Genomic DNA, 15,773 nt, shown 5'->3' on the forward strand with positions numbered 1-15,773 from the left:
GGGAAGGGCCGTCCCGTGAACCCGCTCGCGCGGGGCGTGGCTGCGGAGTGGGGGCGATGATGCGGCGGCGGCTTCTCGTGCTGCGTGCGCTGGGGCTCGGCGATCTGCTCGCCTGCGTACCGGCGCTTCGTGCCCTGCGGCGTGGCTTCCCCGAGCATGAACTGGTGCTGGCCGCGCCCGCCGAGCTGGCGCCGGTCGCCGCGGCGAGCGGTGCCGTCGACCGGCTGCTGCCCGCGTCCGCCCCCGGCCGGGCCGTACCGGAGCGCCTGGACTGGTCGGGCCCACCGCCCGACGTCGCCGTGGACCTGCACGGCAACGGGCCGCCCAGCCACCGCCTGCTCCAGACGCTGGCCCCGCGGCGCCTGCTGGCCTTCGCCCACCCGGAGACCCCGGACATCGAAGGGCCGCCATGGTGGGCGGAGGAACACGAACGGGACCGCTGGTGCCGCTTCCTGGAGTTCTACGGCATCCCGGCCGACCCCACCGACCTGCGGCTGCCGGCCCCGCCGGGCCCCTCCCCCGCACCGGGTGCCGTCGTCCTGCACCCGGGCGCGGGCGCCCCCTCGCGGTGCTGGCCCGTGGACCGCTACGCGGCCGTCGCCGGCGCCCTGCGCGAGCGGGGCCGCCGGGTCGTGGTCACCGGAGGTCCGGGCGAGGATGACCTCGTGGCCCGCCTCGCCAAGCAAGCCCAGTTGCCCGACACGGACACCTTCGCCGGTGGCCCGCCCTTCGAACGGCTCTCCGCGCTCGTCGCCGGAGCCCACGCGGTCATCAGCGGTGACACCGGCATCGCCCACCTCGCCGTGGCCCACGGCGCCCCCTCGGTCACCCTGTTCGGCCCGGTTGCGCCGAGCCTCTGGGGGCCACCGGCCGACCCCCGCCACCAGGTGCTGTGGCACCCCGGCCCGGACGGCGACCCGCACGGCCGCCGCACCGACCCGGCACTGCTGCGCATCACCACCGACGACGTGCTCCAGGCGCTCCAGGCCCTCGACCGACTCCCCCACGTCTCATGAACCACACCCCCGGCCCCGACACCGGCGTCGTCATCGCCACCCGCAACCGCGCGGACAGCCTGGCCCGCACCCTGCGGCACCTGCTCGACCTGCCCGAGGAGCCGGAGATCCTGGTCGTGGACAACGCCTCCACGGACGGCACCCGCGAACGGCTCGCCCGTGACTTCCCGCAGGTCCGGGTGATGTCCCTGCCCCGCAACCGAGGCGCTCTGGCCCGCACCGACGGCGTACGCGCCCTGCGGACCCCCTACGTGGCCTTCAGCGACGACGACTCCTGGTGGGCACCCGGCGCCCTGGAGCACGCCGCCAAACTGCTGGACACGCACCCGCGGCTCGGCCTGATCTCCGCCCGCACCCTGGTGGGCCCGGACGAGGAACCCGACCCCCTCAACGACGTCCTCGCCACCTCCCCCCTCGGCCCGGCGGACGACCTGCCGGGCACGCAGGTCCTCGGCTTCCTCGCCTGCGCCTCCGTCTGCCGCCGCGAGGCGTACCTCGGCGTGGGCGGCTTCCATCCCCTGCTGTTCTTCGGCGGTGAGGAGACGATGCTCGCCTACGACCTGGCCGCGCAGGACTGGGGTGTCACCCACTGCCCGGACGTGGTCGCCCACCATCACCCGGACCCGGCCCCCCGCGGCGGCCGCCCGGCCAGAATGCTGCGCAACGAACTCCTCACCCTGTGGTTGCGCCGCCCCCTGCCGCTCGCCCTCGCCCGCACCCGCCGCCTGGCCGCCGACGCCCTCCACGACCCGGCCGCCCGGCAGGCCCTGCGCGAGACCATCGCCCGTCTGCCGACCGCCCTGCGTGCCCGCCGCCCCCTCCCCCCGCATCTTGAGCAAGCCGCCTGCACGCTGGACGGAGCACCGCCATGAGCGACCCCCGCACCACCGTCGTCGTCATCACCCACAACCGCCGCCCCGAGCTGCTGCGGACCCTGGACCGGCTGGCCGAACTCCCCGAGGAACCGGAGGTGGTCGTCGTCGACAACGCCTCCTCCGACGGCACCGCGGACGCCGTCGCCCGCAACCATCCGTCGGTACGGCTGCTGCGCCCCGGCCGCAACCTGGGCGCCGTCGGCCGCAACCTCGCCGTGCGGGGAGTCCGTACGCCCTACGTGGCGTTCTGCGACGACGACTCCTGGTGGGCGCCCGGATCGCTGACCGGCGCCGCCGACCTCCTCGACCGGCATCCCGGTATCGCCACCGTCACCGCCCGCATCCTGGTCGAACCCGAGGGCACCGAGGACCCGATCACCGAGGAGCTGCGCAACTCGCCCGTGCGGGGCCCCGAATGGCTGCCCGGACCCGCCCTCGGTTCCTTCCTGGCCGCGGCGACCGTACTGCGCACCGACGCCTTCCGCGCCGCGGGCGGTTTCAACGCCCGGCTGTGGCTGGGCGGCGAGGAGGAACTGCTCGCCGCCGATCTGGCCGCGGCCGGCTGGTGGCTGGTGTACGCCGATCATCTGACGGTGCATCACCATCCGTCCCGCGTACGGGACGCGACGCTGCGCAGGGCCCACGGCATCCGCAACACGCTGTGGTTCACCTGGCTGCGGCGCCCGGCCTGGCCCGCCCTGCGCCGGACCGCGTATCTGGCCCGCACGGTCCCCCGCGACACCGTGTCCCTGCGGGCCTTCGCGCAGGCCGCGGCCGCCCTGCCGTGGGTGGTGCGCGAGCGCCGCGTGCTGCCCCGGGCCGCCGAGGCGCGGCTGCGGGCCCTGGAAGAGGCACAGCAGCACTCGTCCGCCCGCCGCTACGTGGGCTGAGGGGCCCGTGCCGCCCGTGTCGGCCGTACGGGTGAGCGCCCCGCCATGTCCGTGAGTTCCGGCGCCGGGGGTGGGAGGCATGGCAGAAACGGGGCGCTGACCGGCGCACGTTGCCGATCACCGGCCGCCGCACGGAACGTTCTTCGGCCGGGTCGAAGGGAGCAGTACCCATGCGTAGACGACTGCTGTCCGCCGCCGCCGTGGCGGTGACACTGTCCGGCATATCCGCGCCGTACGCGTTCGCCGCCGAGGTGAACAACCAGGACAAGACGTTCGCGGCCCGGGCTCACCAGGGCAACCTCGCCGAGATCGCGGCGGGCCGCGACGCCCGGAAGAACGCCACCACCCGGTGCGTGGAGCACGCCGGTGACGTCCTGGTGCGGGACCACTCCAAGCTGGACGCGGACCTGAGGACGCTCGCCCGCAAGCTGAACGTGACGCTGCCCGGCTCGCCGTCCGCGCGGCAGAAGAAGGAACTGGCCGCCGTGCAAGCGAAGGCCGGCGGTCGCGCGTATGACGCGGCCTGGCTCACCGCTCAGGACGCCGCGCACCGCAAGACGCTCGCGTTGATCGACCGGGAGCTCAAGGCGGGCAGGAACGCCGAGGTCAAGGCCGCCGCGCGCGCTGTACGCCCGGTCGTGGCGATGCACCTGGACATGGTCCGCGGCGGTACCTGTCACCCGGCCGGGGACGCCGGGCCGGCCCGAGCCGGCGTCAGCGGTCAACTGGCCGCCGACACCTCCCTGATCAGCGATGACTCCCTGGCCGTGACAGGGGTTCTCAGCATGCTCGGCGGTCTGCTCGCCGCCGGAGGAGCCGCCTGGTCCTGGCGCACCCGGCGACGCTCGGCCGAGCGTCGCTGACGCGTGGCCCGCCACCGGCCGGCCGCCTCGCTGATGACCGGATGCCGCTGGGTGCCCGTATCCCCTGCCACCGTCCCCGCGCAGCGCGGGCATCCGGGCCCTGAGCGCCTGGGAGGCCTCCGAGCGTGACACCCTGGTCCGGGCCGCGCGCCGCCGAGTCGGGCCGGGAGCCGGCACGGCAGGTGGTCGGACGGAGACACGTCCGGGCGGCGGTGCCGTCCGTGCCCCGGCCTCCGCCTCCGCTCCTCCACAGAAAGCTCCCGCAACCGTGCTCGTCGCCCGCTCCATCGCCCTGTTCGCCGTCGCCGCCCTCTTCGAGATCGGAGGGGCGTGGCTGGTGTGGCAGGGCGTACGCGAGCACAAGGGCTGGATCTGGATCGGCGCCGGCGTCATCGCGCTCGGCCTCTACGGTTTCGTCGCCACCCTCCAGTCCGACGGCGACTTCGGACGCATCCTCGCCGCGTACGGTGGTGTCTTCGTCGCCGGGTCGATCGCCTGGGGCATGGTCGCCGACGGCTACCGGCCCGACCGCTACGACATCACCGGCGCCGTCATCTGCCTCATCGGGATGGGCGTCCTCATGTACGCGCCGCGCGACCACTGACGCCAAGCCCTCTCCGCTCCTGGGGGACCGCCGCGAACAGGCCTCCGACCAGGTGTTTAGACTGCGGCACGTACCAGCGTCGCGTCGAACATGCCGCGACCGAACGATTCTTGGGGGAATTTCACGTGCGTATGCACAAGGGAGCGGCTTCCGCCGCCCTTGCCACTCTGCTCGCCGTCGGTGTGGCCGCACCGGCCCAGGCCGCGGGCTCCGACACTCCGCGGAACAACGCCGCCGCCGCTTCGACGTCCAGCCGCGCGTCCGGCATCGGAGCGTTCCAGACCGGGGGCGACGCCGTGCACTTCTCGCACACCGTGCGGGGAAACATCAACGCCCACGGCTGGTGGAAGAACCTGAGCGGCCCGGCCAGGGGCGTCAAGGCCAAGGTCACCGTATGGCTCCAGGTCAAGCGCGGGGGTGAGTGGAAGACGCTGACCAAGGCGGCGAAGAACGTCTACTCCGGGGGCGGCAGCGGCAAGCGCACGGCTGCCGCGTACAAGTGCACGGCCAACGTGGGCGTGAACTCGTTCCGCAGCGTCATCGACGTCGACCTGATCGGCTACCCGGACGACAACTCCAAGAAGACCACCGCGACGCAGAAGCTGACCTGCGGTCTGTGATCAACGGCTGAGGCGGTGCCGGAAGATACGCTTCCGGCACCGCCCGCTTTTCTTTCCGGGAGTGCCTGCCTGTGTTTCCCCCCACCGTCGTCGTCGGTCTGCACGGCACGCTTCGGCTTCATCCGTGGTTCGACCGGGTGGTGACGCGGGACACCGATCCCGATGTTGACGCCGATGCCGATACCGATGCCGGTGCCGAGGGGTCCGTCGAGGAAGACCTCCTCTTCCTCGCCGTCGACCGGGCCGGTTCCTACGGCTGGCGGACCGTGGGCGGTCTGCTGCACGAGGACGGCGAGGTCACGGCCGAGCACGAACCCACGGCGTGGGCCCACGAAGAGGTCGGCGGCGACTGGACGCAGGACGGTGAGGTGCACCGGTTGGCGTGGCTGGGTGCGGGGGTTCGCACCGACCCTCCGCGTCCGGGACTTCCCGTCCGGCCGATCGCCCTGGTGCTGTCCGAGGCACTGGCCCGCGTGGGTGCGGTGACATTCACGGGCCTGCACGCCCTGCTGCCGCTGCGGGCGACCGAGCGCGACACGGCCTTCCACCAGATCGAGCTGGCGCCGTGGTTCGGCCTGGCCGATCCGGATGCCCGGTACGAGGTGGTGGTGACCGTCTCCTGCCGTCCCGGCGAGGGCGGAGCGGACGAGCACGACGCGGCGGCCCTGTGCGAGGCGGTACGGGAGAAGTCGCAGGGGGCGGTGGACGTCTTCGCGCCGGTGACGAAGGGCGGGCTTCCGGGGCTGGACCTCGATCTCGACGGGGCGGTGCACACCGAGGGGATGCGCGAGGCGATCCGGTTCGGCTGCGGCACGCGGGAGTGGTCGCCGGACATGGCGGTGTGGCTGGTGGAGATGACCGCTGAGGCTCTGCGCGACGCGGGGCGACTCGCACCGGTGGTGGTCACGGCCTCCCTGACGGCCCGACCCACACCATCCGAGCCGCCCGACCACCCCACGCCCCGACCCACCTCCTGACCCACCGCCTGACCCACCTCCTGACCCACCCCCCTATGGCGCCACCTCCCCTCGGTCCGTCCACCGGCGCTGGTGGCGCACCCTCGGCGGTCGGGTCGCGAAACCCCAGGTCATGTCATCACCGCAGGTCACATGGGGTGGCGTAACGTCGCGGCAACATTGGTCGCCTAGCGTCGGCATCCGGCGCGGCGTTCTGACCGCGCCGGACACCCACGTATCCACCGTGAGGGAGCCATGCGCGATCCGAAGCCGAGGGGTGACGGGTCCGGCGTGCCGTTGACGCGGGCCGACCGGGCCCGGACCGTGGCCAGTGTGCTGCGCAGGCAGGTCATGAGCGGCGCCTTCCCCGGTGGCGTACTGCCCGACGAGCGAGCCCTGATCGCCGAGTTCGACGCCACCCGGAACACCGTCCGCGAGGCCCTGGGCCTCCTGCGTGACGAAGGTCTGGTCGAACGCCGCCGGGGCGTGGGCACGGTCGTGACCGGCCGCTCCTACGAACATCCGCTGGGCGAACTGTCGGGGCTCGCCGAGGTGCTCCAGCGGCACGGCACCGTCGTCAACGAGGTACGCGAGGCCCGCGTCCTGCGGCCGCCGCGCACGGTCGCGCGCCGGCTGGACCTGCCCGAAGGGGGCCTGGCCGTCTACCTGGAGCGACTGCGCCGGGTGGACGGCGTCCCCCTGTCCCTGGACTGCACGTATCTCATCCCCGAGGTGGGCGAGCCCCTCCTGGCGCACGCCGGGGAGACGCCGCGCACGCTGGAGAACCACGACGTCTTCGACCTGATCGAGACCGCGACGGGCATGCCCCTCGGCTCGGCCGAGGTGTCCGTCCACGCCACGGTCGCCGATCCGGCGACCTGCGCGGTCCTGGAGATGCCCGAGGGCGGCGCGATCCTCGCCGTCGAACGCCTCACCCGCCTCGCCGACCGCCGCCCGGCCGACCTGGAATTCCTCCACCTGCGCGGGGACCGGCTGACCCTGCACGCCACGCTCGACCGGGCGGCCAAGTACACCGAAACCGACCGCGCCGTCAGCGCCGACAGCACCGACAGTTCCTCGCTGTAGCGGCCTCGCGGGGCGACGCCCGTCCACGGAGGTCCCGTTGGATCACGCCGATCCCACCCCTGCCACCCGCGCCGTGCCCGCCACCGGCCACCCACATCCACTCCCACACCGACCGCCCGCGCTGACCACGCTGGCGATGTGCCTGTGCGTCACCTTGGTGATCGGCATGGTCTCCGCCGTCAACCTGGCCATCCCCGACCTCTCGGCCGACGCCCTGCGGCCCTCCGCCGAGGCCGTGGTGTGGGTCGTGGACGGCTATGTCGTCATGTTCGCCTGCCTGTTGGTGCCCGCCGGCGCGCTCGCCGACCGCCGGGGCCGCAAGGGAACGCTCATGTGCGGCATGGGGGTCTTCACCCTCGGCGCGGTGATCTGTGCCGCTGCCCCGCACATCGCCGTACTGATCGCCGGGCGCATGATCAGCGGGGTCGGTGCGGCCGCCGTGCTGCCCACCACGCTCGCCCTGCTGGTCGAGGGCCTGCCCGACCGTGCCCGGCGCAAGGCCGTCGCCGTGTGGGCGTCGATGACGGGGCTCGCGGCCGTCCTGGGCAACGTGGGCGGCGGCGCCGCCATCGAGTACGGCAGTTGGCGCACGCTCTTCCTCTGCCTGATCCCGCTCGCGCTGTGCGCCCTGCTCCTGGTGGCCGCCGTCGCACCCGTCACCGCCCGCCGCCCGAGCCCCGCCGCCCCGCTCGCGGCCGTCCTGCTCACCGCCGGATTCCTGGCGCTGCTCTACGCGATCGTCTCCGGCCCGCAATCCGGCTGGAGCGCCCCGCCGGTGCCGGCCGCCTGCACGGCGGCGGTCGTGCTGCTGGCCGCCTGGGCCCGGCATGAACTGCGCGCCCGCGACCCGCTGCTTGACCCGCGGCTCTTCGCGCGGCCCGCCGTACGGGCGGGCGCGGCGGGGATGGCCGCGCTCTTCGCCGGGATGTTCGGCCTCTTCTACCTCAATGGCCAGTACCTCCAGTACGCCAAGGGGTACGGGCCGCTCGAAGCCGGGCTGCGGTTGCTGCCGATGGCCGCGGCGCTGCTCGCGGGACCGCGCCTCGGCCTGCTCCTTGAGCGGGTGTGCGGCCGGCGCGGCACCGTCCTCATCGGGATGCTCGTACTGGCCGCCGGGCTGTGTGTGGTGTCGGCCGCCGACGCCCGTACCCCGTACGAGCTCTACGCCCTGGGCGCCGGACTCACCGCCCTCGGCTGCGGCACCGCGAGTCCGCTGCTCTCGCACGCCATGATGAGCGCGCTGCCCGTGGAGAGGGCAGGAACGGGCTCCGCGTTGCAGAGCCTCGCGAGGGAGTTGGGCAGTGCGGTCGGCATCGCTGTCACCGGCACCATCACCACGGCCGTCTTCACGGCCCGCCTGCCCTCGCGACTGTCCGGCCACGATCGGCCGACGACGGTCGCGGAGGCCGTGTCCCGCACCTCCGACCCCCACCTGCGCAGGGCGGTCGTCGACGGGTTCACCGCGGGCTTGCACACCGCGACGCTGACCCTGGCCGCCGCGATCACGCTGGTCGCGTTCGCCGTCGCCAGGTGGCTTCCGCCGGAGCGGTGAGCCAGGAGCGGTGAGCCAGGGCCGGTGAGCCAGGGCCGGTGAGCGACGGCTACCGCGGCTCCACGCGCTCCAGCTTCGCTCGGCGCACCACCTCGGGACCCATCTTCGCCGCCCTTGCCACCAGCGCGCGACCGTCCCAGTCCGGTGGCCACCCCTCCCACAGCCGCAGCTTGCCGTCGACCACGACAGCGGTGATCTGGTCGCGGTCGGCCAGGCGGACGAGTTCCCACTCCAGGTCATAGGAGGGGGTGAGCTCGGGGACGGCGACATCCACGACGAGGAAGTCGGCGGCCTTTCCCTCCGCGATCTCCCCGGTCACCTCGCCGAGGCCGAGCGCGTCGGCGCTGAGCGATGTCGCGTGCTCGAGCCACATGCGCCCCGCGCCGCACGAGGAATCCCCCGACGCGATGCCGTACGCCAGCCGCTGCGCCGTCTCCGCGGCGTCGACGAGGCGGAATCCGTCGCCGCGCGTCCCGTCCGTGCCCGTACCGAAGCGCACCCCCATCGCGGCCAGCATGGTGGCGTGCGCGACGGCGTTGCCCTTCCAGGCGCTGGCCACGGGGTTGTAGCTGATGGCGGCGCCGGAGTCGGCGAGCATCCGCATCTCGCCGGGCGTGAGCAGAGTGGCATGCGAACCCAGGGTCCGCGGGCCCAGCGCCCCGAGATGCCGCAGGTACTCGACCGGGCGCCTGCCGACGCTCTTCAACGACCTCTCCACGGAGGCCAGATGTTCGTTGACGTGGATCTGGAAGACCGCGTCGGCCTCCCGGCACAGGTCCGCCGTCCGCCTGATGACTTTCGCGGACGCGTCCTCGGGTACGGGGATGGCCAGCGAGGGATGGACCAGTGGGTGCGCGTCCCACCGGCCAAGGTGTTCCGGCCCGCCCTTTCCGTCGGAGACGACCTTGGACAGGACGCATCGGATTCCGGCTTCCTCTGTCGCCTTCGCCACGACGGCCACGTCGACCGGCGCCCGCGTCCCGGCATCGGCGACCGTCGTGAAGCCGCCACGCAGCGCCTCAAGGGCGGCCAGCTTCGCCGACACGTAGGCGCTCTCCTCGTCGAGGGCGTGTTCCAGCGGCTCCCATATCGTCTTGAAGATCTCCGAGGGCTGCCCGAACGACTGGGCCTTGCCGAAGCTCTGCGTCAGGTGGTGATGCGCGTCGACGAAGCCCGGCATGATCAGGTGCCCGTCCAGGCGGACCGGCCGCAGGCCGGGGTGTGCCGCCATGAGCTTGCCCGCCGGGCCGACCGCCCGGAACTTCCCGCCGTCGACGAGCACCGCCTGCCCCCGCTTCGGGCCGCCCGGCAGCATCAACAGCTCCGGTACGAGCAGCTTCTTGGCCCCCTTGAACTGCTCCGCCCGCAACGCACCGGGTGAGTCGGCCCGGGCGGCCGGTGCGCCGATGAGCCCGGCGGCACCCGCAAGACCCGTCCCGACCAGAAACCCGCGTCTGCCGGGCCGCTCCCCCAGACCCGCCCGCGCCGGCTCCTGCCCCTCGCTCCGGCCTTGCTCCGCCGACCGCTCGTCCCGCCGCTCGCTCGCCAACTCACTCGCCCGCTTCCGTACTTCGCATGCCTGCGCCGTTGCCCCTGTGCGCACGCCGGCCCCCGCGTGCGGGTGACAAGGGTGTGCCGTGCGTACGGCGAAAGCCCGGAGTCAGCCGTACGCCAGGTCGGTCGTGCGGGGTGGCCCGACCCTAGGACTACCGCCGGGCGTGGAACAAGACTTCCGGCATGCGGCATTCACGGAGTGAGAGGGCAGGTGGCGCAACTGGCTCCCGCCTGCGTCAAACGCCTGGTCAAGCGGCACTTCCGGCCCGCCCGAAGTGGCGTAACCACACCGAAACATGACGGCGTCCGTCCTCGTCGTACAGACCGCTACTGCAAGGCGCGCACCGTGGCCGCGAACGCCGAGGGCAGCCGGGCGGCCGGGCGGCCGTGGGGACGATGAGGCGGGCGGTCCCCGGTCGGCGGCCCGCGACTCGGGACCGTACCCGCTGCCGCAGCGGTCCGGCTCCGCGCACGTCGGTCGCCCCCTCGGCGACGACGGCCACGTAGTTGGGATGGCGCAGCCACCGCCACCGGTAGTTCCAACGGGGACCCAGGGCCACCAGCAGCCCGTACCACGGCCGGGGCGCTGGTGGGGGTCGGCGCCCGTCTGGGGGACGTACTGCCGGACATGCGCGGGGATCTGGCGACGGGCGTACGGGGATGGCCGCACCGGCTGGGCGCGGAACGCGCACGGCTGCTGCTGCCGGTGCCCCTGGTGACCGCGTCCGCCGTCCTGACCCTGGGCCCGGCCGGAGGGCCCGGCGGGTGGGGGGTGACGGCGCTCGCGGCGGCCGTGGCCGTGGCGGTGGTCGACGTGGCCTTGCTGCTGCTGCGCGGCACCGGGATCGCCTGACCGCGCGCGGCCGTTCCCTCCTGTGGATCGAAAAGTCAGCTCCCCTCTGTCTCGAACGTGCGCAGCAGATCGGCGGCGACGCTCACGGCGATCGTCGCGGGTTCCTTGCCGTTGACGTCCGCGAGCCCGATCGGGGTCTTGATCCGGTCGATGGTGGCCTCGTCGTGACCGCCCTCGGTGGCGAGGCGCTTGCGGAACCGCACCCACTTGGCCGCCGACCCGATGAGACCGATGGAGCCGAGGTGGGTCGTGCGCAGGGCGGCGTCGCACAGAGCGGCGTCCTCGGCGTGGTCATGGGTCATGATCAGGACGTGGGTGCCGTGCGGCAGCTCCGCGAGTACCTCCTCGGGCAGCAGCGGCGTGTGATGCACGTGCACCTGCCCCACCGCGTCCGCGAGGACGCCGAGCCGCTCCTCGGTGAGGATGTCGGAGCGGGTGTCGACCAGATGGAGGTCGAGGTCCTGACGTGCCAGGACGCGCGCCAGTTCGAGGCCGACGTGTCCGACGCCGAAGATCGCCACCGCCCGTACCACCGCCAGCGGTTCGAGCAGCACCGTGACCGTGCCGCCGCAGCACTGCACACCGTGCCGGTTGGCCACCTTGTCGTTCAGGGCGAAATCCATCAGCTCCGGCTCCGGCGTCGACGCGGCGATCATCTCCCGGGCCCGGTCGATCGCGACGGCCTCGACGTTGCCACCGCCGATCGAGCCCCACGCCCGCGTCCGCCCCACGACGAGTTTCGCGCCGGCGTCACGCGGGGCGTGGCCGCGCACGGCCGCGACGGTCACCAGCACGCCGGGCTCCCTGCGCGCTCGCAGCCGTGCGACCGCGGCGACCCAGGTCATGTCAGGCACCGCTCAGCATCTTCACGTCGCTTCGGGCCCCGGTTCGGGACCCGGCATCGGCGTCGTCCCTGCGGGCCGCCCGGATCGCCCAGTACACCGCCTCCGGTGTCGCGGGCGAGGCCAGCTCGACGCTCGCCCCGCTCGGCCCGAACGCGGCGGCGGCCTGCCGCAGGGCCTCACGGACCGAGAACGCCAGCATCAGCGGAGGCTCACCCACCGCCTTGGAGCCGTACACCGCGCCGTCCTCGGTGGCGTTCTCCAGCAACGTGACGTTGAACTCCTCGGGCATCTCCGAGAAGCTGGGCAGCTTGTAGGTGCTCGCGGCCTGGGTCAACAGGCGCCCGCGGTGCGGCCCGTCACCGGTGTCCCAGCGCAGGTCCTCCAGCGTCAGCCAGCCCGCGCCCTGCACGAAACCGCCCTCGACCTGACCGATGTCGATCATCGGGGACAGGCTGTCGCCGACGTCCTGCACGATGTCCACCCGACGGATGCGGTACGCGCCGGTGAACCCGTCGACCTCCACCTCGGCCGCGGCGGCCCCGTGGGAGAAGTACTTGAACGGCGAGCCCCTGAACGCCTTCGCGTCCCAGTGCAGGCCCTCGGTCCGGTAGTAACCGGCGGCCGACAGCTGAACCCGCTGGAAGTACGCGGTGCGCACCAGGTCGTCCCAGGCCAGTTCCTTGTCGCTGCCCAGGGAGCGTGCGACGCCCTCGACGATGCGTACGTCGCAGGCGTTCGTACCGAGCTGGGTCGCGGCCACCTGGAGCAGCCGTTCGCGCAACTGCTCGCAGGCGTTCTTCACCGCCCCGCCGTTCAGATCCGCCCCCGAACTGGCGGCCGTGGCGGAGGTGTTGGGGACCTTGTCGGTCCGTGTCGGGGCGAGGCGCACCTTGTGCGGCGGGATGCCCAGCGTGGTCGCGGCCACCTGGATCATCTTGGTGTGCAGGCCCTGGCCCATCTCGGTGCCGCCGTGGTTGATCAGGACCGAGCCGTCCTTGTAGATCAGCACCAGCGCGCCGCCCTGGTTGAAGGCGGTGAGGTTGAACGAGATGCCGAACTTGATGCCGGTGACCGCGAGGGCCCGCTTGGTGTGCGGGTGCGCGGCGTTGAAGGCGGCGATCTCGCGCTTGCGGTCGGCGATGCCGCCGTTCTCCTGGACCTGGTGCCAGACGGCGGAGATCCGTTCGTACTGGGTGACTTGCTGGCCGTACGGCGTCGTCTGGCCCCGCTGGTAGAAGTTGCGCTCGCGCAGCTCCATCGGGTCCAGGCCGAGCAGCGGCGCGCACCGGCCGATGATGTCCTCGATGACCAGCATGCCCTGCGGTCCGCCGAAGCCGCGGAACGCGGTGTTGGAGACCTTGTTGGTCCTGGCGATGCGACCGGCGACGCGCGCGTTGGGAATCCAGTACGTGTTGTCGATGTGGCACAGCGCTCGGGCGAGGACGGGCTCGGACAGGTCCAGGCTCCAGCCGCCGTCGGCGGTCAGGGTGGCGTCCAGGGCCCGGATGCGTCCGTCGTCGTCGAAGCCGATCCTCCAGGTGGCGTGGAAGCCGTGCCGTTTGCCGGACATGGTCAGGTCCTGCGTCCGGTTGAGCCGCAGCCGGACGGGCCGGCCGGTCAGTCTGGCGCCGAGCGCCGCGATGGCCGCGAACCCGTGGGGCTGCATCTCCTTGCCGCCGAAGCCGCCGCCCATCCGCAGACACTGCACGGTCACCTCGTGGCTGTGCAGGCCGAGGACGTGCGCGACGATCTCCTGGGTCTCCGAGGGATGCTGGGTGCTGCTCTGGATGAACACCTGCTCGTTCTCGTCGACGAGGGCGAGCGCCGCGTGGGTCTCCAGGTAGAAGTGTTCCTGGTCGGAGAAGTGGAACTCGCCGGTGAACACGTGCGCGGAGTCGGCGAAGCCCGAGTCGACGTCGCCGGTCAGCATGACGGGCCGGGCCCCGTGGAAGCTGTCGGCGGCGATGGCTTCCTGAAGCGTGATCACGGAGGGCAGTTCGTCGAGGTCCACCTCGACGGCCGCCGCGCCGAGCCGAGCCGCTTCCAGGGTCTCGCCGAGCACCCAGGCGACCGCGTGGCCGTAGTACATGACCTCGTCGGGGAAGAGCGGTTCGTCGTGCTTCATGCCGGCGTCGTTGACGCCGGGCACGTCGGCGCCGGTCAGTACGCGGACCACGCCGGGCACGGCGAGCGCCGGCTCGGTGCGCAGCGCGGTGATCCTGCCGTGGGCCTTCATGACCTGGACGGGGTGGGCGTGCAGGACGTTCTTGGTGCGCTGGACCAGGTCGTCGGTGTAGAGCGCGGTGCCGGTGACGTGCTGGGTGGCGCTCTCGTGCGGCATGGGGACGCCGACGACGGGCTTCTCGGGACGCTCGGACAGTTGGCTCATGACGACACACCCTCGGTGGTTTGTGCGTACAGCTTCAGCAGGCTCTGGCCGAGCATCGCGGAGCGGTAGCCGGCGCTGGCGCGGTGGTCGTCCATCGGCGTGCCCTCCCTCTCAAGCACCCGGGCCGCGGCCTCGACGGTCCGCGCCTCCCAGGGCGCGCCCTCCAGGGCGGCCTCCACGGCGAGGGCACGGACGGGCGTGGCGGCCACGCCGCCCAGGCCGATGCGCGCCTTGCGTACGACGCCGTCCTCGATGTCGAGCGCGAAGGCGACGGCGACGCTGGAGATGTCGTCGAAGCGGCGCTTGGCGATCTTGTGGAAGGCCACGACCGGTGACAGCGGCAGCGGGACGCGCACCGCGCGGATCAGTTCGCCGGGGCGGCGCACGCTCTGCCGGTAGCCGGTGAAGTAGTCGGACAGGGGGACCTCGCGCTCGCCGTCGGCGTCGGCGAGCACCACCGACGCGTCGAGGGCGAGCAGCACCGGCGGGCTGTCACCGATGGGAGAGCCGGTCCCGAGGTTGCCGCCGAGGGTCGCGCTGTTGCGGATGAGCCGGGACGCGAACTGCGGGAACAGCTCCGCAAGCAGCGGGACGCGGCCGTCGAGGCGGCGTTCGGTCTCGGTGAGCGTCAGCGCCGCCCCGATCTCGACGTGGCCGGGTCCGACACGCAGCTCCCGCAGTTCGTGCAGCCGGTCGACGGCGACCACGCAGTCCGCGCGGCGGGAGCGGATGTTCACCTCGACGCCCCAGTCGGTGGAGCCGGCGACCACCACCGCGTCGGGCCGCTCGCGCAGCAGCCGCAGCACGTCGCTCAGGGTGCTCGGACGCAGGAACTCCCGGTCGCCCTGGGTGTATCGGGTCGCGACCGGCGCGGGCGGGGACTGCTCGCGGCGCCGGGCCAGGGGGTCGTCGTCGGTGGGCGTACCGACGGCGAACGCGGCGTCGCGAATCGGGCGGTAGCCGGTGCAGCGGCACAGGTTTCCGCTCAGCGCGTGCAGGTCGAAACCGTTCGGGCCGTGCTCGGCGTCAGCGCTGTCGGCCGAGTCGGTGCTGTCCGACGATTCCGCGTGGGCACAGCGGTCGGGCCGGTAGTACTCGGACGCCATGCTGCAGATGAACCCCGGTGTGCAGTAACCGCATTGGGAACCGCCGCGGGCCGCCATCTCCTCCTGCACCGGGTGCAGGGTGGCCGGTGTGCCGGGTCCGCCCGCGGTGGCGAGGCCTTCGGAGGTGATGATCTCCTGGCCGTCGAGCGCCGCGGCCGGGACCAGGCAGGCGTTGACCGCCACCCAGTCGGTGGGCTTGTTCACCCCGGGGCGGGCCACCAGAACCGAACAGGCGCCGCACTCACCCTCGGCGCAGCCCTCCTTGGTACCGGTGAGGCCCCGCTCGCGCAGGAGATCCAGCGCCGTGGTGTGGGGTGCGGCCGGTGCGATCGGTGTTTCTTTGCCGTTGACCGTGATCCGCGCCTCTGTCATGACAGGCCTTCGTCGCGGTGCACGGTCGGTCGATTCAGTCATGTTCGCCAATTTCAGGCAGCTTTCTGTGTTCAGGCACGGCGCCGCGTGAAAAGGAGCAGCGCAAGACAGCACGCGTCAGTGGCGTGCCGGAAGAGAAGAGAGCGAAGGAAGGGGGGCGGCGGGCTCAGGCGCCGTGCGCGATCCGCCCCG

The 15,773-nt window shown here is 72.8% G+C and carries 14 protein-coding genes; 10 read left to right on the plus strand and 4 right to left on the minus strand.

All coding sequences use genetic code 11. The features are described 5' to 3' along the window. Nucleotides 1–56 precede the first annotated feature (56 nt). The 9 genes from ACRAKF_RS05090 to ACRAKF_RS05130 all read left to right on the plus strand — a co-directional run bounded on the left by ACRAKF_RS05090 (nt 57) and on the right by ACRAKF_RS05130 (nt 8,462). A complete protein-coding gene (locus ACRAKF_RS05090; protein WP_447035606.1) occupies nt 57–1,016 on the plus strand; it encodes a glycosyltransferase family 9 protein in 960 nt (319 codons plus the stop codon). Further along, on the plus strand, nt 1,013–1,888 hold the full coding sequence (locus ACRAKF_RS05095) for a glycosyltransferase family 2 protein (RefSeq protein WP_447035607.1): 876 nt from the start codon (nt 1,013–1,015) through the stop codon (nt 1,886–1,888). The genes ACRAKF_RS05090 and ACRAKF_RS05095 overlap by 4 nt, the downstream gene beginning before the upstream one ends. Then, nucleotides 1,885–2,781: a glycosyltransferase family 2 protein gene (locus ACRAKF_RS05100; protein ID WP_447035608.1), complete on the plus strand. Its 897-nt coding sequence runs from the start codon at nt 1,885–1,887 to the stop codon at nt 2,779–2,781. Before ACRAKF_RS05095 ends, ACRAKF_RS05100 begins: the two co-directional genes overlap by 4 nt. Before the next feature lie 170 nt (nt 2,782–2,951). Then, on the plus strand, nt 2,952–3,644 hold the full coding sequence (locus ACRAKF_RS05105; RefSeq protein ID WP_447035609.1) for a DUF4142 domain-containing protein: 693 nt from the start codon (nt 2,952–2,954) through the stop codon (nt 3,642–3,644). Nucleotides 3,645–3,912: 268 nt separating this feature from the next. Then, nucleotides 3,913–4,248 (plus strand): YnfA family protein, encoded by a 336-nt coding sequence (locus ACRAKF_RS05110; protein ID WP_447035610.1) that lies wholly within the window; start codon nt 3,913–3,915, stop codon nt 4,246–4,248. A gap of 125 nt (nt 4,249–4,373) precedes the next feature. Next, nucleotides 4,374–4,868, plus strand: a complete 495-nt coding sequence (locus ACRAKF_RS05115) for a hypothetical protein (protein ID WP_447035611.1) — start codon at nt 4,374–4,376, stop codon at nt 4,866–4,868. 71 nt (nt 4,869–4,939) lie between these two features. Beyond that, nucleotides 4,940–5,845 (plus strand): hypothetical protein, encoded by a 906-nt coding sequence (locus ACRAKF_RS05120; protein WP_447035612.1) that lies wholly within the window; start codon nt 4,940–4,942, stop codon nt 5,843–5,845. Nucleotides 5,846–6,079: 234 nt separating this feature from the next. Further along, nucleotides 6,080–6,910: a GntR family transcriptional regulator gene (locus tag ACRAKF_RS05125; RefSeq protein WP_447035613.1), complete on the plus strand. Its 831-nt coding sequence runs from the start codon at nt 6,080–6,082 to the stop codon at nt 6,908–6,910. Between the two features lie 37 nt (nt 6,911–6,947). Next, nucleotides 6,948–8,462 carry an MFS transporter gene (locus ACRAKF_RS05130; protein ID WP_447035614.1) on the plus strand — a complete coding sequence of 505 codons (1,515 nt, stop codon included), beginning with the start codon at nt 6,948–6,950 and terminating at the stop codon, nt 8,460–8,462. Nucleotides 8,463–8,511: 49 nt separating this feature from the next. Here ACRAKF_RS05130 and ACRAKF_RS05135 read toward each other — a convergent pair whose 3' ends face one another. Beyond that, nucleotides 8,512–10,065, minus strand: coding sequence for an amidohydrolase family protein (locus tag ACRAKF_RS05135; protein WP_447035615.1), 1,554 nt, complete (start codon nt 10,063–10,065; stop codon nt 8,512–8,514). Between the two features lie 579 nt (nt 10,066–10,644). Here ACRAKF_RS05135 and ACRAKF_RS05140 point away from each other — a divergent pair. Beyond that, nucleotides 10,645–10,869: a hypothetical protein gene (locus ACRAKF_RS05140; RefSeq protein ID WP_447035616.1), complete on the plus strand. Its 225-nt coding sequence runs from the start codon at nt 10,645–10,647 to the stop codon at nt 10,867–10,869. Between the two features lie 35 nt (nt 10,870–10,904). Here the strand turns inward: ACRAKF_RS05140 and xdhC are convergent, their stop codons facing one another. Genes xdhC through ACRAKF_RS05155 form a run of 3 tightly spaced genes read right to left on the minus strand, consistent with a single transcriptional unit; the run spans nt 10,905 to nt 15,581 of the window. After that, nucleotides 10,905–11,714, minus strand: coding sequence for a xanthine dehydrogenase accessory protein XdhC (gene xdhC, locus ACRAKF_RS05145; protein WP_447041816.1), 810 nt, complete (start codon nt 11,712–11,714; stop codon nt 10,905–10,907). A gap of 1 nt (nt 11,715) precedes the next feature. After that, the gene (gene xdhB, locus ACRAKF_RS05150; protein WP_447035617.1) at nt 11,716–14,103 is read right to left on the minus strand and encodes a xanthine dehydrogenase molybdopterin binding subunit; all 2,388 of its coding nucleotides are present in this window, start codon (nt 14,101–14,103) and stop codon (nt 11,716–11,718) included. Next, the gene (locus ACRAKF_RS05155) at nt 14,100–15,581 is read right to left on the minus strand and encodes a xanthine dehydrogenase small subunit (RefSeq protein WP_447035618.1); all 1,482 of its coding nucleotides are present in this window, start codon (nt 15,579–15,581) and stop codon (nt 14,100–14,102) included. Before ACRAKF_RS05155 ends, xdhB begins: the two co-directional genes overlap by 4 nt. Between the last annotated feature and the right edge of the window lie 192 nt (nt 15,582–15,773).

This window comes from Streptomyces sp. DSM 118878 (genome assembly GCF_052936595.1).

Coding starts and splice junctions, on each gene's coding strand:
- ACRAKF_RS05100 (WP_447035608.1), top strand. CDS start 1,885: ATGAGCGACCCCCGCACCACCGTCGTCGTCATCACCCACAACCGCCGC.
- ACRAKF_RS05155 (WP_447035618.1), bottom strand. CDS start 15,581: ATGACAGAGGCGCGGATCACGGTCAACGGCAAAGAAACACCGATCGCA.
- ACRAKF_RS05125 (WP_447035613.1), top strand. CDS start 6,080: ATGCGCGATCCGAAGCCGAGGGGTGACGGGTCCGGCGTGCCGTTGACG.
- ACRAKF_RS05095 (WP_447035607.1), top strand. CDS start 1,013: ATGAACCACACCCCCGGCCCCGACACCGGCGTCGTCATCGCCACCCGC.
- xdhB (WP_447035617.1), bottom strand. CDS start 14,103: ATGAGCCAACTGTCCGAGCGTCCCGAGAAGCCCGTCGTCGGCGTCCCC.
- ACRAKF_RS05140 (WP_447035616.1), top strand. CDS start 10,645: ATGCGCGGGGATCTGGCGACGGGCGTACGGGGATGGCCGCACCGGCTG.
- xdhC (WP_447041816.1), bottom strand. CDS start 11,714: ATGACCTGGGTCGCCGCGGTCGCACGGCTGCGAGCGCGCAGGGAGCCC.
- ACRAKF_RS05090 (WP_447035606.1), top strand. CDS start 57: ATGATGCGGCGGCGGCTTCTCGTGCTGCGTGCGCTGGGGCTCGGCGAT.
- ACRAKF_RS05105 (WP_447035609.1), top strand. CDS start 2,952: ATGCGTAGACGACTGCTGTCCGCCGCCGCCGTGGCGGTGACACTGTCC.